The following is a 22,015-nucleotide window of genomic DNA, read 5'->3' as shown; positions in this document are numbered from 1 at the left end:
ACTCTTCATGACGACCTTACGGTCCGACCTCCTCCTCGCACGAGCTGCACCCCCTCTCGCCGGGAGCATCGAGAAGGCGGCCCTCGTAACCGCCTGGCAGGAGCCGTCCCCGACGTGGATGGGACTGAGGAGTTGTGAACGACAAGCCACTTACGTACCCGCCCGACCGGACGGCACTGATGATCATCGACCCCTACAACGACTTCATTTCGGAGGGCGGCAAGCTCTGGCCGCGGGTCAAAGAGGTGGCCGAGGGGATCAACCTGCTCGACCACATGCGCGCGATGCTCGCCGCGGCCCGGAATCTGGGATTCCGCGTCTTCATCGTGCCTCATCACCAGACCACCCCGAGCGACTACCGCACGTGGGAGTACCTCTCCCCCACCCAGGAGCGCGTCCTCGAGGGACAGACGTTCGCGAAGGGCAGCTGGGGGGCCGAGTGGCATCCGGACTTCCAGCCGCGCGAGGACGAACTGGTCGTGCAGCAGCACTGGTCCTCGAGCGGCTTCGCCAACACCGATCTGGACATGATGCTCAAGCAGCATCACATCCGGCAGGTCGTGGTCATCGGGATGAAGTCGAACACCTGCGTGGACACCACCGCACGCTTCGCGCAGGAGCTCGGGTTCCACGTGACGCTGATCCGCGACGCCATCGGCTCGTTCGGCTGGGACGAGATGAAGGCGACCTTCGACGTCAACGCGCCGCAGTACGCCCACGCCATCTTCACCACGGACGAGTTCCTCACGACCGTGGGAGTGCCGCAGCCCCAACCCGTCGGCGCGTGACGGAAGTCCGGCCGCGCCCCGGGCGTCGGAGCCCACATCACCGCGGCGGCGCAGCGCTTCCCCGGACCATGGAGCACCTCGTGACGACAGCGAACGATCTCAGGGAACGGCTCCTCGGTGCGTGGCGGCTGGTGTCGTACGTGGCCGTCGACGAATCGGGCGACCGGGCGTACCCGCTCGGCGAGGACGCGGAGGGACTGATCGTCTACACCCCGCAGGGCTGGATGAGTGCGCAGCTGATGCGCCGCGACCGCAGCCGGTTCGCCGAACCGCGACTGGAAGCGGGGAGCCCGGACGAGCTGGTCGAGGCGAGCCGCGGATTCGTGTCCTACGCCGGCACCTTCCGGGTGCTCGACGAGCGCACCCTCAGCCACGACGTGAGCATCAGCCTGTACCCGAACTGGCTGGGCGGATCCCAGATCCGGATCGCGAAACTCGACGAGGGCCGCCTGGAACTCAGCCTTCCCGAGCCGACGGAGCTGTGGGGCAGCAAACGCAACGCGACCCTGACGTGGGCGAGGCCCTGAACCGCGGCGCGGGACCGGCCCCGCAACACCCGCGGTCCGCGTCTGTGCACCATCGGATGGAATTCCGCGGTCCGCCGCCCGGCGAGCCCCGGACCCGCCGCCGTGCGCGCTTATCTTCGCGCCATGAGCACTGATGCGCAGTTCCAGGTCGACGAGGTGGAGCCCTCCTACTGGCGGGTGACGTTCACCAACGGGGACATCAACCTGTACGACCCCGACGGCATCGAGCAGCTCGCCGACCTGGTGACCCGCATCGAGCAGGCTCCGGACCTGACCGTCGTGGTGTTCCAGAGCTCCAACCCCGACTTCTTCATGGCGCACTGGGACCTGAAGTCCGACATGGCGCGCGTGACCGCCATGCAGCCCGGCCCCACGGGGCTGCACCCCTACGCGGACAACTTCATCCGTCTCAGCCGCGTTCCCGCGGTGACGATCAGCGCGATCAACGGGCGGGCGCGCGGTGCGGGCAGCGAGTTCGTGCTGGCGACCGACATCCGCTTCGCCGGCCCGCAGGCGATCCTGGGGCAGTTCGAGGTCGGCACCGGCTCCGTCCCCGGCGGCAATCCGATGGGCCGCCTGACCCGCCTGGTGGGCCGAGGCCGCGCCATGGAGATCATTCTGGGCGCCGACGACTTCACGGCGGACCAGGCCGCCGCGTACGGCTACGTCAACCGGGTGCTGCCCGCCGGGGAACTCGATGACTTCGTCGACTCCTTCGCCCGCCGGATCGCCGGATTCGACAAAGTGGCGGTGAGCCAGGCCAAGGCCCTCCTGGACGCCGGCGCGCAGGTGCCCGACGAGGAGTCCGCGGCCAGCATCGCGACGTTCTTCCGCACCGCGGGACGCCCGGAGAACGCCGGCCGGGTGCGCCGGCTCTTCGAGCGGGGGCTGCAGCGTCCCGACGGCGCCGAGCTCGACCTGGGCCGCCAGGTCGCCGAGCGCGCCTGAACGCCGGGCTGCTCAGACTCAGTTGGCGCCGACGGGGCCGACGTAGGTGGCCGGGTGAGTGGCGCCGTCCTGGAGGAGGACCGGCTGGAACTCCCACGGAAGGTCCGTCGAGTGGGTCTCGTTCGGCGGGGTGATGACGATGGTCTTGACGTCGATCTGCTGGCCCGAGCCCGCCGAGTACGGCATGTAGGTGACGGTGAAGGACGTGCTGGCGCCGGGTGCGACGGTGACGGCACGCGGGGAGACCGACGTCTGCCGGCTCAGCGACCACCTCGTGCCGCCGCCGACCAGGTCCACACCCGGGTAGCCCTTCATCGTGCAGGTCCGGGAGCCGTGGTTGGTCATCTTGATGATCACCGGTCCCGCCGAGCCGACCGACTGCGCGCCGCTGCCGGCCGCCACGGACAGCGCGAGGTCGGCCGTACGGCAGCCCTGTCCCCCGCCCGAGCCGCCGGACCCGTTGGAGGAGGCCTTGGAGTCGGCGGAACCGCCGCCCGAGGTCGAACCGCTGGGAGCCGTGGTCGCGGACGTGCCGGCGGAGGAGCCGTCCGCGGCCGACGTCGTCGGCGTGGTGTCCGTGCCGCTGCCGGCGCTCGCGGTCGGGCTCGCGGAGGAACTGTCCTTGGCCGAGGCGCTGTCACTGCCCGACCCGCCTCCGCACGCGGTGAGGACCAGACCGGCGCTCAGGGTGGCAACGGTCAGCGGAAGGGCGCGCAGGCGACGCATGGACAACCTCACAAAGGAGAGAACGGCTAACGGTGTTGGGGGCCCGTGAGCCCCTCGCCGAAGACTCTGCCGTACGCAGAACGCCTGATGACCGGCTGTCGGAAGCTCATGACGCCGCTGTCGTCCTTCTGTGACACGGCTACATCTCCGCCATGTCCGTGCCGGGCTCGTGGGGCATCGGCGGCCACCACGCGGGCACGCGCCATCCGCTGGCCACAGCGGTGCCGCGCCAGTCGGCCCTGGGTCGCCGGGCGATCTCCCGGCGCCCAGGGCCGGCGCCCCGCCCGATTTCCCGGCACGGTGTCGAGCGCGCCGCGACGATGCCTGGCCGCCCGGAGGGATCGCGTGGCCCGGGCCCGGGCCCGGGCGGGGTCCGGGAGAGTGGTGGCCCGGACCCCGCGCGGGGAGGCGGCTCAGGAGAGTCCGGCCTCGTGCTGCCAGTCGGCGACCTCGGCGGAGGTCAGCACACGGGTGAACACCGCGGCGCGGTCGAACTCACCCGTCAGGGCCTGGCCGCCGCCCTGGTCGGCTCCCAGGTGCACCGCACCGGTCGCACAGCCGTTGATGCCAGGAGGGTCGGTCTCCCCCAGGGTGGTCTGCTCGACCTGCCGGCCGTTCAGGTAGACCGTCACGTCACCGGTGTCGGCCACCGTCACCACCAGGTTCTCCCAGGCGTCCATGGGCAGTTGGGTCGCGAAGCTGTGGTTCGTGCCCGTGGTGATGAGGCGCAGGGCGTTCGACGGCGTCAGATCGAGCAGCAGTCCGTCGCCGTCACCCCCGCTTCCGGACTTCCAGTCCCAGATGCGGCGGTAACTCGGGGACGGCTCCGCCTTGACCTCCACGGCGAACGTCGCGTCGGGAACGAACCCCATCGACGTCGCCGCCGAGGTGAGATAGCCGCCGCTGCCCACGACCGCGGCCGTCCCCGTCGGTCCGTCCGAGGCGTAGGCCGCGGACTCGTGCGCGAAGGACAGGTCGCGCCTGTTCCCGGAGACGTCGGTGACCGTGCTCCCCGATGTCGGGTCGTACGCGGCCAGCAGCGAGGCCGTGGGGGTGGCGCACGGCGGAGGCGTCGGCGTGTCGTCCAGGCCGATGTGCCGGGTGCCGAGGCGCTTGTCCGTGGTCGCCGGGGTGCCGGTGACCGGTGCGTACGGCAGGGCCGTGGTGGGTGCGTCGGTCGGCTCGACCAGGTAGGAGGAGCCGGCCTGGGCGTTCAGTGTCAGCAGGGCGGCCGAGGTCGGGGCGACGACGGTCTGCCCGGTGCTGCCGTCCACCACCTGGACCTGCCGGCCGGGCCAGGGGTTCTTGACCCGCAGGCTCTCGGTCGTGGCGGCTTCGACGGCGGCGGTGACGAGCCGGCCGCTCTCGACCTGGACGTCGACCCTGTCCTTGTGCTGGATGGCGACGGAACCGCTGCCGTCCCAGTCCGAGGGCCATGCCGGCGCGAACCGGATGATGCCGTCGTAGTCCTGCGCGAGCGCCTCGTCCACGGCGGCGGCGACGTTGGCGGACTGCTCCTGGTACGGCTGGTACCCGATGGAGTTGTTGATGTCGGCCAGCCCGTTCACGTAGACCTGGTGGGCCTCGGTGATCGAGACCAGGTTGGCCTCGACCTGGGCGGGCTGCTGGAGCCGGGCGGCGTCCAGGGCGTCGTAGGACCAGTCGTTGCCGCCCTTGTTCGGCCGGCTGGCATAGCCGCGCTGCTCCAGCGAGAACAGGTTGGCGTCCTGGTCGCTGACCTGGTTCCAGGGCCACAGCGGCTCGAGTTCGACGTTCTCGCCGTTGTGCCGCTGCGCGGCGGGCTGGTAGGAGATGCCGATCATGTCGGTCCCGGTGGCGTCTGCCGCCTGGGTGGCGGACTGCGAGTAGTCCGGGTTGAGCAGCTGGGACTTCGTCGTGGTGTCCGTGCGCGGGTACGGCGGGATCTGCGTCAGCGCCGTGGCGAACTGCCCGAGCAGCGGGTCCGCGGCGGGAGTGTCACCGACGATCTTGGCCGCCTGCGCGACGATCGGGAAGATCGTCTGGTCCGCGACGATGTCCGTGGTGGGGTCCTGCACCGACCACTGCGTCTCGTGCGCGTTCGCGACCGCGTGCAGCAGCCCGTCCGAGCCCACCTCCTGGTAGGCCAGCAGGAACTGGGCGGTCGCCTCCATGAACGGGAAGGCCCTGCGCAGGAATTGGATGTCCTTGGTGCCCTGGTACTGCTGCCACATGTACAGCGACACCTCTGCGCCGCTGCTGACGTTGAGGGCGTTCCACTGCGGCGCCGCGGCCAGGGCGCACGAGGCGTCGGAGGCCACCGGGCCGTCACCGTAGTAGCCGTTGCCGTTGAAGCTCATCGTCTCCGGCACGCAGGCGCCGGGCAGGCCGCCCATCTGCTCCTTGGTCCACGTCTCGATGGCCGGCAGGTCGTTGATGTACATGTCGAAGATCGGGGTGTTGAGCTGGTAGTTGCCCGAGCTCATGTTCGCGGAGATCTCCCCGCGCAGGTTCCAGAGCCAGTAGTCGTTGGGCGCCCAGGTCTGCTTGTCCTGGCTCCAGGCGAACATGTCGGCCTCGCCGGCCTGGCTGCCGAAGTACGTTCCGGCCTTGGAACTGGCGGCCGCGTCGTAGAGGTACAGCGTACGCAGGTTCTCGATGTAGGCCGCGCTGCCGTCGGCGGAGTTCATCTCCACCACGCCCGAATGGGTCCAGAACTGGTGCCACCAGGCGTTCTGCTTGCCGAGCAGTGCCGCTTCGGGCAGGGTCGCGTCGTTGCCGATGACCTGCGCCGCGGTCGCGGCGGCGTCACCGCCGGCCCAGTGCGGGGCGGCCACCACCACCCGGAAGTCCCCCTTGGCGTCCGGGGTGAACGTGAGCTGCACCTTCGTCGAACCGGCCACGCCCGCCCGGACGTTGCGGCCGTTCGCGGTGATCGCGGCCAGCGTCCCGAAGGTCTGGCCGCTCGCGCCGTAACCGGAGTTGTCCTGCCAGGTCTCGGCCAGCGTGCCGGTCGTGCCGGAAGCGGCCGCGGCCGGGTGACGGCCGGACCACAGGCTGACGGAGGCGGTCTGGGCGACGTCCGGGTTCGCTCCGGACACGTCGACGATCAGCTCGTCCGTGGCGGTGGAGACCCACGCCTTCATCGAGATGCCGCCGCCGGACTCCTCCAGCATGCCGCTGGTCAGATCGAGCCGCCCGGTGAAGTCGGCCGCCTGGGTCATGGCGGACAGGCCCGGAATGGTGAGCTGGCCCGGCGACTTGCGCGACGGCATCGTGTCCGACCGGTTGAGCTGGGCGGTGAACCCGCCCGCGGCCCACGCGGCCACGCCGAGCGCGCCGTTGCCCAGGGGCAGGGACGTGTTGGGGTTGGTGTCGGCCTTGGTCATCACGATGTCGTCCCGGCTGACGACGGCGAGCGGATCGAGGTTGAAGGCCCCGTGCTGCCAGGCGGTGGTCGCGCTGCCGGCCGCGTCGGCAGGCTCGGCGCCCGCGACGGCGGCGCCCCCGGACAGGGCGGCGAGCAAGGCGGCAACGACGGCCACCATCGTGCGAGTTCGGCTTCTGAGCGGGGATGAGTGACGGGCTGGGAGCGGACTCGATGACACGGCGCCTCCACGGCGGGTGCGGTTGTCGGCAGCGTCGGCTGCCGCTGAGTGATCCGATGACCAAGACCACGAGACATCCGATTTTTCGTGGACCAGTCGAGCTCACCCTCGCGGGTGTCCGGCAGTTGACCCACTCAACATCGGGTCAATGCTTTATACGGCGGGTCGGGTGAAGCTGCATAGACCCCGAGAGGTCCGATCTTTTGGCGGGATCGACGGCAGTGCTGGCGGCAGACAGGGACGGAAGGAACCGGCTGTGCGGCCGGTCGGACCGGCCGAGGCCAGGATCAGTACGCTCGTAGCAGAAACCTCTGCATTCCCGTCAGGCACGGCAGGATCTGGCTTGATGCCCCACCGTGACGCTCTGGACGCGGATGAATCCGCCGCCCTAGATTCGTGCCGTGCGAGGTCAGGGGCCGCCGGGTGACCACCGCGGCTCGTCCAGTTCCGGGGGGGAACATGAGATTCGGCGTGCTGGGACCCTTACACGCCCAGATCGACGGGCGCGAGGCCCGGCTCGGCGGCCCGCGCCAGGCCAAGATGCTGGCCGCCCTGCTCGTCGAGCCCAACAACGTCGTCCCCGTGGAGCGGCTCGTCGCCGTGATGTGGGACGAGAAGGCACCCGCCACCGCGGTCCGGCAGGTCCAGGACGCCCTCTCCGGGCTTCGCCGCAACCTTGCCGCGTGCGGAGCGCCCGCGTCCTTGATCAGCACGCGGCGCGGCGGCTACCAGATCCATCTGGCCCCGGACCAGCTCGACCTGCTGGAGTTCGACCACGAACGGCACATCGCCGAGAAGCAGACGACCCCGGCCGACGCGGCTGCCGCGCTGCGGCGCGCGCTGGCCTGCTGGCGCGGTGACGCGCTGGTCGACGTCTCCAGCCGCGCCCTCGAGTTCGATGCGGCACGGCTCAACGAGAAGCGAGCGGCCACACACAAATGGTGTCTGAGCGTCGAACTGGACCTCGGGCGGCATCACGAGGTCGTGGAAGAGCTGACCGCTCTGCTGCGCGAGCACCCGTACGACGAGCAGGTCACCGAACACCTGATGGTCGCCCTCTACCGGTGCCGGCGACAAGGCGAGGCGCTGCAGGTGTACGAGCGCCTGCGGCAGACGCTGGCCGGCGAGCTCGGCGTCGACCCGACCCCGCCGCTCCAGGCCCTGCATCGGCGCATCCTGGTCGCCGATCCCACGCTGGCGGCTCCGGTTCCGGCCGGCGAGGCCGCGGACACGGGAGCCCGACGGCCCGACACCGCGGACGACGAACCGGTGATGGCGATGCCGGTGCGTCAACTGCCCCTGGATGTACCCGACTTCGTGGGGCGTCATCAGGCTCTGGCCGATGTCGACCGATTGCTCGGCGGGGCTCCGCACAGCGGAGCCTCCGTAGCGGTGATCGTGGGTGGGCCCGGTGTCGGGAAGTCCAGTCTGGTGACGCACGCCGCGCGGCTGGCGAGCGGCCGTTTCCCCGACGGCCAGCTCTACCTCAACCTCGCCGGGACGTCGGACGAGCCGCGCGATCCGGCGCTGATGCTGGCCGAGGCGCTGGGGGCACTCTCGATCGCCGGCAGCGCGATCCCGGACGGCCTGTCCGAACGGGCCGCGCTCTACCGGTCGTTGCTGGCGGACCGCCGCATGCTGGTCGTGCTGGACGACGCCGGTCACGCCGATCAGGTGCGGCCGTTGCTCCCGGGGGCGGACGGCTGTGCCGTGCTGATCACCAGCCGCACGCTGCTGACGCAGCTTCCCGGCGCCCGGCACATCGACCTGGACGTGCTCAGCCCGGCAGAAGCGCGGGAGATGTTCACCGGCATCGTCGGACGGCGGCGGGTCGAGCAGGAACCGGCCGAGGCCGACGCGATCCTGGACTGCTGCGGCAACCTGCCGTTGGCGATCCGGATCGCCAGCGCGAAACTCACCGGCCGCCCGGCGTGGTCGCTGCGGGTGCTGCGGGAACGGATCGAGGACGAGTCCCGCCGGCTCGCCGAGCTGAGGATCGGCGACCTCGGCGTGCGTGCCAGCGTCGAACTGAGCCTGCGGCTGCTGCCCGCCGACGCCGTGCGCGCGCTGAGCCTGCTGGGGCTGCTCGGGCCCCACACACTGCCCGGCTGGGTGTTCGGCCCCCTGCTGGACCGGACGGACGCCGAGGACGTGCTCGACACCCTCGTCGACGCCAGCCTGTTGCGGCTCACCGCCACCGACGCGATCGGGCAGCCGCGCTACCGGCTGCACGACCTGATCAGAACCTGTGCCGTGGAAATCGCCGCTCAACTGCCCGAGGCGGATCGGCGGGACGCGATGATCCGGGTGCTGTCCACCTGGCTCGATCTGGCCAGGCGCGGCACCGATCGGCTGCCGCCGGGACTGCTGGTCGGCGAGCACGGTCCGGCTCCGCTCCGATCGCTCCCCGAAGCCGTCGTGGTCCGGCTGCTGACCGACCCGATCGGCTGGTTCGACGCGGAACGCGACGCTCTGCTCGGCGCGGTGAAACTGGCCGTGGACTGGGGACTGAACGATCTGGCCTGGGAGTTGGCGGCCGCCACGGTGACGTACTACGACCACCGGTGCCTGTACCAGGACTGGGAGCACGGGCACCGGCTCGCGCTGCACGCAGCCGAGGCCGCCGGTAACACGCGCGGCGCGTCGGTGCTGCTGCGCGGCCTTGGACAACTGCACATCTACCGGGACGAGTTCGATGAGGCGACCCGCACTCTGGAGTCGTCAGCGGAGCTGTGCCGCGACGACGGGGACAAGCGCGGCGAGGCGCTGTCGGTGGCGATGCTGGGCACGGTCAGCCGGGTGGAGGGCCGCTACGCCGAAGGCGCCGACCGCATCCAGCAGGCGCTGGCCATGGCGGTCAGCGAGGGCGACCGGCACATCGAGGCACAACTGGCCTGTTCCATGGCCGTGATGCGGCTCATGCAGGACGACCTCGACGAGGCGGAGTCCTGGTTCGCCGATGCCCTGCGCCAGGCCAGGGCGCTCGACGACCCGCACCGGGTGGCGGTCGTGCTGCGGCGGCTCAGCCGGCTGCACGACCGCCGCGGTGACCCGGCCGAGGCACTGCGCTGCCTGCGGGAGGCGCTGGCCACCTTCGAGGAACTGGCCGACGAGCGCTGCGCCGCGTACGCGTTGCTGGAAATCGGCCGCGTGTACGCCGGACAGGAGGACCGGGACCGGGCGGTCCCGGCGCTGGAGCGCGCGGCGGACCTGTTCCACCGGCACGGAGATCGCCTGGACGAGGCGTCGTGCTGGCAACTGATCAGCGATCTCGACGCCGCCGCCGGCGTCCACGACCTGGCGGGCCGACGCCGCGAGCGGGCACGGCAGTTGTGGCGGACGATCGACGACCCGGGGCAGGCCGAGGCTCCCAAGCGGCCGTCGTCGCCGTGACCGTGTCGGCGGCCCGCACCGCCCCGGGTGGCGCGATGCGGGCGTCGGAAGGGCGATCGGGGGACGACGGCCCAGGCGCTAGCTGGCCTGCGCGCCGAGGTCGTAGTTCGGGTATCCACCGCACATCTTCGACCACGTCGTGCCGTAGGCGTTCCGGGTGGTGGACTGGATGCAGGAGGCCCACCAGGAGCGGGTGTTGTTGTTCCAGACGTTGCCGTAGACGGTCCCTTGGATCGCGACGGCACTGCTGCTGTAGACCTTGACCCAGGATGCGCCGCAGGCGGCCGAATAGCGGAGGTAGGCGATCACGTTCGGATCGTTGGTGGGCTCCAGCGTCTGCGTCGTCACCCCGTCCGCGCTGCATCCGGTCGCCTGGGGGTCCAGCCCCGTGCAGGAGGAGCCGTGGCAGGAGGCCGCGCCGGCGCTGCCGGCCGGTCCGAGCACGGCGAAGGACGCGGCCAGGCCGAGGACGGCGAGAGCGGTGGTGGAGCTCCGGAGGAATCGCACGTTGCGCAGGCCGCTGGACCCGACTGCGGGCGGGCTGGGGATCGTGGCGGCGGTTCCCGGGTGTGGGGTCGAGGGTTCGTCGCGGCGAAGCATGGGTTCCTCCTGAGATACGGCCGGGTGCGCGAGGTCGCGGAAGTCGATCGAGGAGCGCGTGCCTTCCGGCCTGGGGTGCCAGAGGGGAACGCTAAGGACCGCCGTCCTACGTCCGGCCTAGGGTCGTCCTATTGCCTGGTCCGGGCAGGTGCCGCGCGGGGCCCCGCTCTGCGCGGTCGCAGCGGGAAATCCGGACCCCGGATCACCCACCCAGCGCATGGGCGACTTCCTCCAGGAACCGGACGGGCCGCAGCAGGTCCTCGTATGCCAGCGGCGGCTTCCCCGTGCGGGCCATCTCCAGGAACTTCTCGAGGCCCGGCACGACGTAGTGCTCGTCCAGGGTCAGGGTGCGCTGGCTGATGCCCTCGCGGGCCACGACCATCGCGTGGAACGGGATCTGCGCCGTGCCGGTGGGGAGGACGAGGTTCACCACGACCCGGGCGCCGCCGGCCAGGGCCGTCGCCGTGACCGTCGCTCCGGCGCGCTCGACGCGGACCTCGCCCAGCGGTCCGGGCGCGTAGCGCAGCGCGGTGTCCACCGGGTGGATGCCGTAGAAGAAGACGCCGCCGTGCGGGCTTTCGGGGTCGGCGGGTCCCGAGGCGACGACGACCTGCGGCGCGCCCAGCCCGGCGGCCTCGGCGGCGACGGCGTCGGCGTCCGGAACCCAGCGCACCGCCGAGTACGAGGTGAGCGGCGCGCCATGGTCACGGGCGGCGGCGATGATCGCCTCCGCGTCCTCGACGGTGCAGGCGAGCGGCTTGTCCACGTAGACCGGCAGGCCCTGCTCCAGGAACGGCACGGCATGGGCGCGGTGCAGTCCGCCGTGCCGGTCGGTGACGATCACCGCGTCGACCAGGCCGAGGAGGTCGGCCGGTTCGTCCACGACGCGCTCCACGGAGCCCTTGGAGCACAGGAGTTCGTTGCGCTCCGAAGCGCCGCCGCTCAGGGCGACCACGCGGGCGTCCCCGCCCCGGTCCCGGACGTTGAGGTGGTCGACGATGTGGTCGACGTGGCTGTTCTCCGTGCCGATGATGCCGATGCGCATGACGTCCTCCGTCGTCCGGCGGCTGCCGGGAACCTTGCGGTGGTGTTCGTTCCGAGGGTGTCGGCCGGCGGAGCCTTCGCGCCCCCGGCAACACCGGGTGGAACCGCCGGGCCGACCGAGCGCCTCACAGCGCGACCGGCGCTCCCGTCCGCGCCGACTCGTAGACGCCGAGCACCACGTGGAGTGCCCTGCGCGCCTGCTGCGTGCCGACCAGCGGCGGGCGGCCGTCGCGCACCGCGGCGATGAAGTCGAGGTACTGGTCGCGGTGCGCCGCGTCGATGGACGCCTGCCCGCCCTCGCCGCCGAACGGCACCGCCTGGTTGTGGTCGGACGGGTCCTCCGGGCGCGCGTCGGCGGCGCTGTGGAAGTACGCCAGGTCCTCGCGCTCGATCACCGCGCTGCCGCCGTCGCCGTGGACGGCGAGGCGCACCGGCAACCCGGGGTATGCCGCCGTGGTGGCGGTGATGGTGCCGATGGCGCCGCTCGCGAAGCGGACGGTGGCCGCGACGGTGTCCTCGACGTCGATGCGTTCGTGGGCGAGGCGGCCCGCGTAGGCCTGGACCTCGACGGGTTCGCCCATCATCCACAGCAGCAGGTCCACCGCGTGGATGCCCTGGTTCATCAGCGCGCCGCCGCCGTCGCCGGCCAGCGTGCCGCGCCAGCCGCCCGAGTCGTAGTAGTCCTGGCCGCGCCAGAACGTCGACTCGGCGATGCCCGAGGTGATCCGGCCGAGCCGGCCGTCGGCGATCGCCCGGTGGACGAATGCCGGCGCGGGCTGGAAGCGGCGCTGGCTGATCACCCCGACGGTCCGGCCGCTCGCGCGCTCGGCCTCCGTGATCCGGTCTGCCGCGGCGAGCGTCACGTCCAGGGGCTTCTCCACGAGGACGTGCTTGCCGGCGCGCAGCGCGAGGACGGCGGCGTCGGCGTGCAGCCCGCTGGGCAGGCACACGGCCACCGCGTCCACGTCCGGCCGCGCACAGGCCTCGGCGAGGTCGGCGACCGCGGCGCAGCCGTACTCCGTCGCGAGCTTGCGGGCACGGTCCTCGTCCGTGTCCACGACCACGGCGAGGTCGGCGTGTCCGGGAAGGGCGGCGATCAGCCGGGCGTGCACCTGCCCGATCACGCCGGCCCCGGCGAGAGCGAATCGCATACGTCAGGTCTCCTTCGTACGGGGTCGTCCGGTCCGGGCGGGGGTGAGCGAGGGGGCGGGCGGGACCGGCGGAAGGCGGGCGTCCCGGCACTCGAGGACGACGCTTCAGCCGGGTCGTACGACCGGCCGAACACTCGGAAACGCGCTGGTCAGTCCGCGGGGGATACGTCCGCGGACCATCGGCGGACGCTCCCCCCGGTGTCCGCGCTCTCCTGCGCCAGGAGGGCGACGCGGCTCGCGGTGATGCTCGCCGCGGTGTCGACCTCGGGACTGCGCCCTTCGACCAGCGCCGCCAGCGCGTCGGCGGCGGGCCGCCGCGCCGGTGGCAGCGGGACCTCGAACGGCGCGCGGTCGTCGGTGACCGCGGTCAACCGGCCCTGGGCCCAGCAGAGTTCGGCGGCCCCGCGGGTACCGGTCAGGCGCATGCGGTAGTCGCCGTGCCAGGGCGAGGCGGCCGGCGTCAGCCAGTTCACCTCGACCGTGGCGGTCGCCGCGCCCGCGGTGAGCAGCACGGCGCCGTAGCGTGCGAACTCGGGGTCGGCGCGGTCGGTGTGGGCGCTGACCGCGCCTTCGCGGGCGCCGGTCAGCAGCAGGACGAGGTCGATGTCGTGCACGGCGAGGTCGCCGATGATGCCGCCATAGGTGGCGCGGCGCAGGAACCACGGCGGCCGGGAGGGGCGGTTGAGCTTGTGTGGGCCGGTGGAGGCGATCTGGACCAGGTCGCCGAGCGCGCCGTCGGCGAGCAGCGCCCGGGCGGCCAGCGTCTCGGGGTAGTGACGCTTCTCCAGCAGCAGCGACACCGTGCGCGACGCGCGCGCCGCCGCGGCCTCGATCTCCGCCAGCTCGGCGAGTGAGGTGCACAGCGGTTTGTCCGCCAGGACGTGGGCGCCGGCGTCCAGGCTGTCGACGATCGCGCCGGCCCGGTCGCCGTAGATCCCGCACACGGCCACGATGTCGGGACGGTGCGCGGCGAGCAGACGGCGGTGCTCGCGGTAGGCCTCCGCGCCGTGCGGGGCGGCGTGCTTCGCGGCCAGGTCCGGGTCGGGGTCGCTGACCGCGACGAGCGCGACGTCGGTGCGGTGGGCGAGTTCGTCGAGGACATACGAGACGTGCGGGTGCGCGGCGCCCACGATGGCGAGCCGCAGCACCTGGGTGTCTGCCATGCACGGCATCAAAACGTGCAACCGGTTGCACGTCAAGGGCTGCGGCACGCCCGACCCGGGTGACACTCCTTCAACAGGCCGCCTTCAGCACGAAGACCTGGCCCCGTGGCTCGTGCAGGCGTCCGGGCTGCGACCGGCGGTCGGACATCACCAGTCGGGGCTGGGCCCACCGCAACGCTCCGGCAAGGCAGCGGACTCGACCGCACCAGCCACCACGAACTCCCGTCGGCCACCGGACTGCAGCCGCCACGCGTCACACCGGCCGCGGACCGGTCGTGGCCCGCACCACCAGCGTGGTGTCCAGCATGACCCGCACGTCCGACATGGCGCCGCCACCACTGCCGAGGCGGCTGGTGAGCAGTTCGACCGCGGTGGCACCGGCCTCCCGGGCGCGGGCCGAGACCGTGGTGAGGGGCGGGAAGGTCTGCGCGGCCAGCACGTCGTCGCAGCCCGCGACGCTGAACTCGCCGGGGACCCGGATGCCGCGCTCGGCGAGACCGGCCAGCACCCCCTGCGCCAGCAGGTCGTCGAACGCCACCACCGCGGTCGCCCCGCTCTCCAGCAGCGCGCCGACCGCCTGCCGCCCGGCGTCGTGGCTCGACAGCCGGGCCGGCAGCGTGACGACCTCCAGGCCGAGTTTGTCGCCGGTGCGCTTGACCGCCCGCCGGCGCTGGGCGTTGGCCCAGGAATGGGGCGGTCCGCTGAGGTACGCCAGCCGACGGTGGCCGAGGCCGGCGAGGTGCTCCACCGCCTGCGCCACGCCGCCCGCCGTGTCGATGAGCACCCGCGGAATGCCCTCGATGTCCCGGTTGACCAGGACCAGCGGGCGCGCCTGCGCGTGCCGGCGGATCACGTCCTCGCCCATCCGGCTCGCGGCCAGCACGAACCCGTCGACCTGCGGGGTGAGTTTGCGGAGCAGCAGGTCCTCGCGGGCCGGGTCCTCCGCGCTGTTGCCGAGGAAGACCGCGAAGCCGGCGGCGTCCGCCTGCTCCTCGACCGCGCTGATCATCGGCGGGATGTAGGGGTTGGCGATGTCGGGCACCACCATGGCGAGGTTGCCGAAGCGGCCGGTGGACAGCGCCTTGGCCGCCGGGTTGGGCACGTAGCCGAGCCGCCGGGCCGCGTCGCGCACCTTCTCGACCGTCTCGGGCCGCAGCATCTGCGGGCGGGTGAAGGCACGCGAGACGGTCGCCCGGGAGACGCCCGCCACCTCGGCGACGCTGCCGATGGTGGGCGCGGATCGCGCGGCGGCCCTGGGCTCCGATGAACGCATGCGCGCAGCGTAGCCGCCGGTGGCCGCCGCCGCTTCCGGCGATCGACCCCCGGTCGTGACCGTTGACATGCAACCGGTTGCACACCATGATGGCCCGCGTTCCGGCGAGCCGCCGGTCGCTCCCTACCTTGCCCGGCCGGTGTCCTCACGGCCGTCACCGCGGGAACGGTGTCGCATGCCCAGTTCCACCTCTGCCTCCCCTGTACGCGTCCATCCCGATGCCCCCCAGGTACGTGTCCTCCCCGACGCCGCGTCGCTCGGCGCCGCGGCGGCCGCCGCCGTCGCCGGCGCGCTGCGTGAGTCGCTGGACCGGCAGCCGACGGTGCGCGTGGCCTTCGCCGCCGCGCCCAGCCAGCAGCCGACGCTGGCCGCGCTGGCCGCCGAACCCGGCATCGACTGGCGCCGGGTCACCGCCTTCCACCTGGACGAGTACCTCGGTCTCGGCCCCGAGGCGCCGGAGCGCTTCGGCGCCTGGCTGCGGCGCACGTTCTTCGACCTCGTGCCGCTGGGCGCGGTGCACCTGATCGAGACCGGCCCGGACGCCGAGGAGGCCGCGCGCCGCTACGCCGCGCTGCTGGCCCAGGCGCCGCTCGACCTGGTCTGCCTGGGCATCGGCGTCAACGGCCATCTGGCCTTCAACGACCCACCGGTGGCGGATCTGAGCGACCCGGCCGACGTGAAGACCGTCGAGCTGGACGAGGTGTGCCGGCGCCAGCAGGTGGACGACGGTTCCTTCGCCACGCTCGCCGAGGTGCCGCGACGGGCGGTGACGCTCACCGTGCCGCGTCTGCTCGCCGCCGGGCGGCTGTTCTGCATGGTCCCCGGCGCGCACAAGCGGGACGCGGTGCGTCGCGCCTTGCTCGACCCCGTCGGCGCCGCGTGCCCGGCCACGGCGCTGCGCACCCACCAGGACTGCACGCTGTTCCTGGACAGCGCCGCGGCCTCCGCGCTGCCGCCCGAGGTGACACGCGGTGGCTGAGCGGACGATCACCGGCCGGGACCCGACGACCGGCGAGAGCGTCGCGGTGAGCCTCGCGCACGGCCGGATCGCGGCGGTGCGGCGGGGGCCCGCGCGCGAGTCCCGCTGGTTGTCCGCGGGTCTGGTCGATCTGCAGGTCAACGGATTCTGCGGGCACGACGTCAACGCCGCGTCGCTGACCGTCGACACGGTCGCCGCCCTCACCCGCGCCCTGCACCGGCACGGCGTCACCACCTATGTGCCCACCCTGGTCACCGCGCCGCACGAGCGGACCGCGTCCGCACTCGACGTCATCGCGCGGGCCCGCCGTGCCGACCCGCTCAGCGCGCACGCCATCCCCTACGTGCATCTGGAGGGCCCGCACATCTCCGATCAGGAGGGCCCGCGCGGGGTGCACGATCCCGCGTTCGTCCGGCCGCCCTCGACGGCCGAGTTCGACGCCTGGCAACGGGCCGGGGACGGCCTGGTGGGCATGGTGACGGTGTCGCCGCACCACGCCGGGATCAAGGCCTACATCGCGGACCTCACGGCCCGCGGCGTGCACGTGGCGATCGGTCACACCCACGCCGACGGCGAGCAGGTCCGCGCGGCGGTGGCAGCGGGCGCCCGGCTCAGCACCCATCTGGGCAACGGCGCCCACGCGGTGCTGCCGCGCCACCCCAACTACCTGTGGGCGCAACTGGCCTGCGACGACCTGACCGCCGGCTTCATCGCCGACGGGCACCACCTGCCGGACGACACCCTGCGCGCGATGCTCCGGGCCAAGGGCCTGTCCCGGGCGCTGCTGGTCTCCGACGCGGTGGCGCTCGCCGGGCTCGCCCCGGGCCGCTACGAGACGCCGGTCGGCGGGCACGTCGACCTGACGCCGGACGGGCGGCTCACCGCGGCGGGGACGCCCTATCTCGCCGGAGCCGTCGCCGGCCTGGCGGACGGCGTGGCGCGGGCGGTGCGGGCCGCGGGCATCGGCCTGCACGAGGCGCTGGCGCTGGCGACGGTGCGGCCGGGCCGATTCGCCGGCGGGCGCGGCCGGTTCGCCGTGGGCGCGCCCGCGGACCTGTTCCGCTTCGCATGGGCGCCGGGGGACGCCACGCTGGCTGTGGACGCGGTCTGGGTGCAGGGCACGCAGATGTACGGGGAGGCGGCGGACGAGGCCGCGGTCCCCGGCAGCGCGACGGAGACCGGTGGGGACGGATTCGGCACGGGCGACGCCGGAACGGGCAACTCCCCTGCGAGCGGGCGCCCTTCGGATGCCGGCGCCCGCGGGGAGGCACCCCGATGACCGGGACCGGGGCGACGGCTCCCGAGGCCCAGCGCTGGCTGGCCGAACTGGAGGCTCCTGACGGCCCGTCGATCCGGCCGGCGCCGCACGTGCTCTCCCCCGCCGAACTGGCCGCGCGACTGGACCTGCTGGCGGTGCCCGACGCCGACCGGGAGGCCGTCGCGGCCACCATGCCCGGGCCCGCGGCCGATCCCGCGCTGTGGCGGGCGCTCACCCGCTGCCGCGCGACGCTGGCAGCCGCGCCCGGCACACCCGTCCACTGGCCGAACGCCCCCGCGGCACTCGGACCGGCGGGCCGCTACTTCTACGTCCACGTGTATCTGACCGCGCTGCCGGACGCCCTGGACGCGCACCGCCGGCTCGGCGTCCCCGAAGACGTCACCCGGGCCACGTTCGCCGACCTCGGCGAGAAGCTGCGGCTGTACCGGCTGGCGCACGGCCTCGGCGGTTTCGACCGGCAGGCCTGGCTGGTCCGGCACTTCCGCGGCACCCTCTTCCGCCTCGGCCGGCTGCAGTTCGACCGGGCCCGGCTGGACGCGGCCGGCTACGGCGGCACGCCGGACGGCGGTGGGCCCGCGGACGGCGAGCCGGTGCTGGAGGTGCACGTGCCCGGTGACGGTCCGCTGACCCCCGAGGCGTGCGCCGACTCCTACGGCCGCGCCCGCACGTTCTTCGCCCGCCACTTCCCTGCCGAGCGGTACGCCTACGCCACCTGCCGCTCCTGGCTGCTGGACGACCAGTTGGCCGCGTACCTCCCGCCGGCCTCGAACATCATCCGCTTCCAGCGGCGCCACCGGCTCTTCGGCGCCCACGCCGACTGCGACGACGACGTCCTGGGGTTCGTCTTCCACCTGCCGCCCGGGACCTCCGGCCCGCCCGGCGTCCGAGGCCCGGACGGTACGGACCACCGGCCCGATCTCGACCGTCTGCCGCAGGACAGCACCCTGCAGCGGGCGATCACCGCGCACCTGCGGTCCGGCCGGCACTGGCGGCTGCGCTGCGGCTGGACGACCCTGCCGTAGTGGGCACCCCCCTCGTGAAAGGAGTCCGCCGCCTCCCCGAAGCGGTCCGCCGCGCCGACGCACCGTGCCCCTCCGGGCGCCGCTGTGGGCGAGGACCGGCCGCCCGCACACCGTCCGGCGTCCGTTCCCGCCGACCGCCCCTCCCACCCCACTTCCCAGGAGCCCTTGTGAAGATCGCCGATGCCCGGGTCGTCGTCACCTGCCCGGGCCGCAACTTCGTCACCCTGAAGATCACCACGGACGACGGCCTCACCGGCGTCGGCGACGCCACGCTCAACGGCCGCGAACTGGCCGTCGCGTCGTATCTCACCGAGCACGTCGTCCCGGCGCTGATCGGCCGGGACGCGGCCCGGATCGAGGACACCTGGCAGTACCTCTACAAGGGCGCCTACTGGCGGCGCGGCCCGGTGACCATGACGGCGATCGCGGCCGTGGACACCGCGCTGTGGGACATCAAGGGCAAGGCCGCCGGGCTCCCGGTCTACCAGCTCCTCGGCGGCCGTTCCCGGGACGGCGTCACCGTCTACGGACACGCGAACGCCGAGACCGTCGACGAGGTGCTGACGGAGGTGGGGCGCTACACCGAACTCGGCTACCGGGCGGTGCGGGTGCAGACCGGGGTTCCCGGCCTGGACGCCACGTACGGCGTGGGCAAGGACAAGCTGTTCTACGAACCGGCGGACGCCGCGCTGCCGACCGAGACCGCCTGGTCGACGCCGCACTACCTCAGCCATGTGCCGGAGGTGTTCCGGCGGGTGCGCGAGGAGTTCGGACCGCACCTGCAACTGCTGCACGACGTGCACCACCGGCTCACCCCGATCGAGGCGGCACGGCTGGGCGCGAGCCTGGAGCCGTACGCGCTGACCTGGATGGAGGACCCGGTGCCCGCGGAACTCCAGGAGGGCTTCCGGCTGATCCGGCAGCACACCACGACACCGCTGGCGGTGGGCGAGGTGTTCAACAGCATCTGGGACTGCCGGCAGTTGATCCAGGAGCAGTTGATCGACTACATCCGCACCACGGTGGTGCACGCCGGCGGCATCAGCCATCTGCGCCGCATCTTCGACCTGGCGGCGCTCCACCACGTGCGCAGCGGCTCCCACGGCGCCACCGACCTGTCGCCGGTGTGCATGGCCGCGGCGCTGCACCTGGACATCAGCATCCCCAACTTCGGCCTCCAGGAGTACATGCGGCACACCCCCGAGACCGACGCGGTGTTCCCGCACGACTACCGTTTCGAGGACGGCATGCTGCACCCGGGTGAGCGGCCGGGCCTCGGCGTCGACATCGACGAGGACCTCGCGGCGCAGTACCCCTACCAGCCGGCCCAACTCCCCGTGAACCGGCTGCAGGACGGAACGGTGCACAGCTGGTGAACCGGCTCTCCCTGACGGCGCTCCCCCGGCTGGCCGCCCGGTCCGGCGTCGTGCTGCCGCGCTATGACGTCGGCGAACTCGGCGTCGCCATCGTGCACTTGGGGGTGGGCGCCTTCCACCGCGCCCACCAGGCGCTCTACACCGAGGACTGCCTCGACGGCGGGGCCGGCGGACCGGACTGGGGAATCTGCGCGTTCACCCAGCGCTCGGACGACGTGCTGCAGGCGCTCGGGCCGCAGGACGGGCTGTACTGCGTGCTGGAACGCGGCGCGGGCGCCGGACCCGCGCGGGTGGCGGGCACGCTGCGGGAGGTCCGCTCCGGGCCGCACGATCCGCTGGGGCCCGCCGGCCGGATCGCGGACCCGCGGGTCCGGCTGGTCACGCTCACCGTTACCGAGAAGGGGTACCGCCGCGGCCCGGACGGACGGCTGGACCTGGCCGATCCCGCGGTGGCCGCGGATGTGGCGGCGATGGCCGCACGATCCGCACCCGCGCACCGGCCGCGAGCCGGCAGCGGGCTCAGGCCGCGCACCACCATCGGGCAGCTCGCCGCGGCGATGGCCGAGCGGCGCCGGCGGGACGCGGGACCGCTGAGCGTGCTGCCCTGCGACAACCTGCCGGCCAACGGCCGGGTGCTGCGGGGCCTGCTGCAGGACTTCTGCGCCGCGCTGCCGGACGGCGACGGCCTGGCCGGCTGGATCGAGGAGCAGGTGGCGTTCCCCTCCTCGGTGGTGGACCGGATCGTGCCGGCCGCCACCGACGCCGACCGCGCCGAAGCCGCCATGCTGCTGGGCGTCCGCGACGCGGGATGCGTCGCCGCGGAGCCGTACCGGCAGTGGGTGGTCGAGGACGACTTCGCCGCGGGCAGGCCGCCATGGGAACAGGCCGGGGCGGTGCTCACCGCCGACGTGGCTCCGTACGAGTCCGCGAAGCTGCGGCTGCTCAACGCCGCGCACTCGCTGCTCGCCTATGCCGGGGCGCTGGCCGGCCACCGCACGATCGCCGAAGCGATGGCCGATGACGAACTGGCTACGGCGGCGGCCGGGTTGATGGAGGCCGACGCCTCGCCCACGCTGGACGCCCCGGACGGCCTCGACCTGCCCGGCTACCGTGCGGGCGTGCTGCGCCGGTTCGCCGACCCGGCGCTCGGGCACACCACCGTGCAGGTGGCCGCGGACGGTTCGGTGAAGCTGCCCGTGCGGTTGCTCGGCACCGTGCGCGAACGCCTGGCGGCGGGCGCGGAGCCGTACTGGGCCGCGTTCGCGGTGGCGGCCTGGATGGTGTTCGTGGGCCGGCACACCGATGCCCGCGGCCGGTCGTTGCCGCTCAGCGACCCGCGTGCCGACGAACTGGCCCGTGCTGTCGCCGACTTCGGGAACGCAGGACAGCTGGTGGACCGGCTGCTCGGCGTGCGTTCCGTCTTCCCGGCCGACCTGGCCGCCGACCAGGTCTTCCGGGCCCTGCTCGTCCACCACGCGGCACGGCTGCTCGCCCCGGGAACGGGGGTGCGGTGAGGCGGCGCAGCCTCGTCGTGCCGGGCTCCCAACTCGCCGTTCCTGGACGGACACCAGGGTGTCCTTCAACGCCGCCCGCTATCGTGCCCGAATGTCCCCGGTGAATTTGCGTCACGCCGTCCGCGCGATCATCCTCGACCACGACGACCGCATCCTGCTGTGCCGGTTCGCCATCCCCCAGCCCGACGGCACGATCGTCGTCTGGGCGGCCCCCGGCGGAGGCGTCGAACCCGGCGAGGGCCCGCTCACCGCGCTGCGCCGGGAACTGCACGAAGAAGTGGGCCTGGCCCTCGACGCAGAGCCGCCCCACGTGTGGCACCAGGAGGTCGTCGCCCCCGGACACGCGGCCGGGTACGACGGCGTCATCAACGACTACTTCCTCGTCCGCACCGCCTTCTTCACCCCGCGCGGAGCACTGTCCGACGACGAACTCACCGCCGAGAACATCACCAGGCTGCAGTGGTGGCGCCTCCAGGACGTCGCCGACTACGACGGCACCGACCTGTTCTCCCCCCGCGACCTCGCCGGCCCGCTGGCGACCCTCATCTCCAGCGGCCTTCCCGACCGTCCGGTACCGCTCGGCTTGTGACCCACGGCCGCCGCGCCGGGCGGCCCCCCGTACCGGCGACAGTACGACAGGATGTC

The 22,015-nt window shown here is 72.9% G+C and carries 17 protein-coding genes; 10 read left to right on the top strand and 7 right to left on the bottom strand.

What is annotated here, in order from left to right; translation table 11 throughout:
• Positions 1-134 precede the first annotated feature (134 nt).
• From K7862_RS22115 to K7862_RS22105, 3 genes are all read left to right on the top strand, one after another.
• Positions 135-788 (top strand): cysteine hydrolase family protein, encoded by a 654-nt coding sequence (locus tag K7862_RS22115; RefSeq protein WP_308012112.1) that lies wholly within the window; start codon positions 135-137, stop codon positions 786-788.
• Positions 789-868: 80 nt separating this feature from the next.
• Positions 869-1,315 (top strand): lipocalin-like domain-containing protein, encoded by a 447-nt coding sequence (locus tag K7862_RS22110; protein ID WP_222965199.1) that lies wholly within the window; start codon positions 869-871, stop codon positions 1,313-1,315.
• A 123-nt stretch (positions 1,316-1,438) separates the two neighbouring features.
• Positions 1,439-2,263, top strand: a complete 825-nt coding sequence (locus K7862_RS22105; RefSeq protein ID WP_222965197.1) for an enoyl-CoA hydratase/isomerase family protein — start codon at positions 1,439-1,441, stop codon at positions 2,261-2,263.
• Positions 2,264-2,281: 18 nt separating this feature from the next.
• Here K7862_RS22105 and K7862_RS22100 read toward each other — a convergent pair whose 3' ends face one another.
• A complete protein-coding gene (locus K7862_RS22100) occupies positions 2,282-2,989 on the bottom strand; it encodes a DUF4232 domain-containing protein (protein WP_222965195.1) in 708 nt (235 codons plus the stop codon).
• A gap of 413 nt (positions 2,990-3,402) precedes the next feature.
• On the bottom strand, positions 3,403-6,516 hold the full coding sequence (locus tag K7862_RS22095) for a LamG-like jellyroll fold domain-containing protein (protein ID WP_222965193.1): 3,114 nt from the start codon (positions 6,514-6,516) through the stop codon (positions 3,403-3,405).
• A gap of 531 nt (positions 6,517-7,047) precedes the next feature.
• Between K7862_RS22095 and K7862_RS22090 the strand changes: the two genes are divergently transcribed.
• Positions 7,048-9,969 (top strand): AfsR/SARP family transcriptional regulator, encoded by a 2,922-nt coding sequence (locus K7862_RS22090; RefSeq protein ID WP_222965191.1) that lies wholly within the window; start codon positions 7,048-7,050, stop codon positions 9,967-9,969.
• Between the two features lie 78 nt (positions 9,970-10,047).
• Here K7862_RS22090 and K7862_RS22085 read toward each other — a convergent pair whose 3' ends face one another.
• The 5 genes from K7862_RS22085 to K7862_RS22065 all read right to left on the bottom strand — a co-directional run bounded on the left by K7862_RS22085 (position 10,048) and on the right by K7862_RS22065 (position 15,200).
• Entirely contained in the window at positions 10,048-10,476 is a 429-nt protein-coding gene (locus K7862_RS22085) for a DUF2690 domain-containing protein (RefSeq protein WP_222965190.1), read from the bottom strand.
• Between the two features lie 295 nt (positions 10,477-10,771).
• Positions 10,772-11,614: a Gfo/Idh/MocA family oxidoreductase gene (locus tag K7862_RS22080; protein WP_222965188.1), complete on the bottom strand. Its 843-nt coding sequence runs from the start codon at positions 11,612-11,614 to the stop codon at positions 10,772-10,774.
• A gap of 124 nt (positions 11,615-11,738) precedes the next feature.
• On the bottom strand, positions 11,739-12,764 hold the full coding sequence (locus K7862_RS22075; RefSeq protein WP_222965186.1) for a Gfo/Idh/MocA family protein: 1,026 nt from the start codon (positions 12,762-12,764) through the stop codon (positions 11,739-11,741).
• 149 nt (positions 12,765-12,913) lie between these two features.
• Positions 12,914-13,927 (bottom strand): Gfo/Idh/MocA family protein, encoded by a 1,014-nt coding sequence (locus tag K7862_RS22070; protein ID WP_222965184.1) that lies wholly within the window; start codon positions 13,925-13,927, stop codon positions 12,914-12,916.
• 253 nt (positions 13,928-14,180) lie between these two features.
• On the bottom strand, positions 14,181-15,200 hold the full coding sequence (locus tag K7862_RS22065) for a LacI family DNA-binding transcriptional regulator (protein WP_222965182.1): 1,020 nt from the start codon (positions 15,198-15,200) through the stop codon (positions 14,181-14,183).
• Positions 15,201-15,375: 175 nt separating this feature from the next.
• Here K7862_RS22065 and K7862_RS22060 point away from each other — a divergent pair, with 175 nt between their 5' ends.
• The 6 genes from K7862_RS22060 (at position 15,376) to K7862_RS22035 (ending at position 21,959) form a co-directional block, all read left to right on the top strand.
• Positions 15,376-16,179 carry a 6-phosphogluconolactonase gene (locus K7862_RS22060; RefSeq protein ID WP_222965180.1) on the top strand — a complete coding sequence of 268 codons (804 nt, stop codon included), beginning with the start codon at positions 15,376-15,378 and terminating at the stop codon, positions 16,177-16,179.
• A complete protein-coding gene (locus K7862_RS22055) occupies positions 16,172-17,458 on the top strand; it encodes an N-acetylglucosamine-6-phosphate deacetylase (protein WP_222965178.1) in 1,287 nt (428 codons plus the stop codon). The genes K7862_RS22060 and K7862_RS22055 overlap by 8 nt, the downstream gene beginning before the upstream one ends.
• A complete protein-coding gene (locus K7862_RS22050; protein WP_222965176.1) occupies positions 17,455-18,480 on the top strand; it encodes an acyltransferase domain-containing protein in 1,026 nt (341 codons plus the stop codon). The genes K7862_RS22055 and K7862_RS22050 overlap by 4 nt, the downstream gene beginning before the upstream one ends.
• Positions 18,481-18,647: 167 nt before the next feature.
• Positions 18,648-19,856 carry a D-mannonate dehydratase ManD gene (gene manD / locus K7862_RS22045; RefSeq protein WP_222965174.1) on the top strand — a complete coding sequence of 403 codons (1,209 nt, stop codon included), beginning with the start codon at positions 18,648-18,650 and terminating at the stop codon, positions 19,854-19,856.
• A complete protein-coding gene (locus K7862_RS22040) occupies positions 19,853-21,370 on the top strand; it encodes a mannitol dehydrogenase family protein (protein ID WP_222965172.1) in 1,518 nt (505 codons plus the stop codon). Before manD ends, K7862_RS22040 begins: the two co-directional genes overlap by 4 nt.
• Before the next feature lie 91 nt (positions 21,371-21,461).
• Positions 21,462-21,959, top strand: a complete 498-nt coding sequence (locus K7862_RS22035) for an NUDIX domain-containing protein (protein ID WP_222965170.1) — start codon at positions 21,462-21,464, stop codon at positions 21,957-21,959.
• The last annotated feature ends 56 nt before the right edge of the window (positions 21,960-22,015 follow it).

Source organism: Actinacidiphila acidipaludis (genome assembly GCF_019890725.1).
In the GTDB taxonomy this organism is placed as follows: Bacteria; Actinomycetota; Actinomycetes; order Streptomycetales; family Streptomycetaceae; genus Actinacidiphila; species Actinacidiphila acidipaludis.
Note: the sequence above shows the minus strand (reverse complement) of the source record. Positions and strands in the feature narration are given on the sequence as shown.